General features: G+C 66.0%; 1 protein-coding gene. It reads right to left on the bottom strand.

Translation table 11 applies throughout. The features are described 5' to 3' along the window. Positions 1-4: 4 nt before the first annotated feature. Positions 5-202 (bottom strand): DUF7455 domain-containing protein, encoded by a 198-nt coding sequence (locus M3185_RS16965; RefSeq protein WP_006946873.1) that lies wholly within the window; start codon positions 200-202, stop codon positions 5-7. Positions 203-480 lie beyond the last annotated feature (278 nt).

Below are 480 nucleotides of genomic sequence, written 5' to 3'. Positions count from 1 at the left end.
ATGCTCAGACCTCGCTGAGGCGGGGGGTTTCGTCGATGACCTCGACGGCGACCTCCCGCAGCTTGTCGAGGTGCTCACGGCCGTGGTGGCCGCAGAAGCGCAGTTCGAGACCTTCGGACATGACGGCCTTGATGAACGCCTGGGCGCCACAACGGTCGCAGCGGTCGGCGGCGGTCATCGTCTGTTCCATCGTTGCGGTCATATCCATCCTCCTCGTCGGACGGCGCGGGGGCCGTCTCACGCGTATTCGTGAACCCACACGAATGTGGTTCTCGACAATGAACAACAGTCTTCCACGTGGAGGCAGTCCCGCGAAGCCGGTTTCGATCTGCGGGCCTCCTCGCGCGCCCGAGCGATTGCCTCGACCCGCGTGCACCCGCGGCCGCACACCACCAAGCACACCACATGACGGAGCGCCCACGAGGGGTGGCTTGCGCGTGGCGACGCGGAACGACGGGGTTCGTCCGATAGCGTGTCGAG

Origin of the sequence: Kocuria rosea, assembly GCF_023715525.1 — a bacterium.
Lineage (GTDB): Bacteria > Actinomycetota > Actinomycetes > Actinomycetales > Micrococcaceae > Kocuria > Kocuria rosea_A.
The sequence above is the reverse complement of the archived record's forward strand: the minus strand, read 5'-3'. Positions and strand labels throughout refer to the sequence as shown.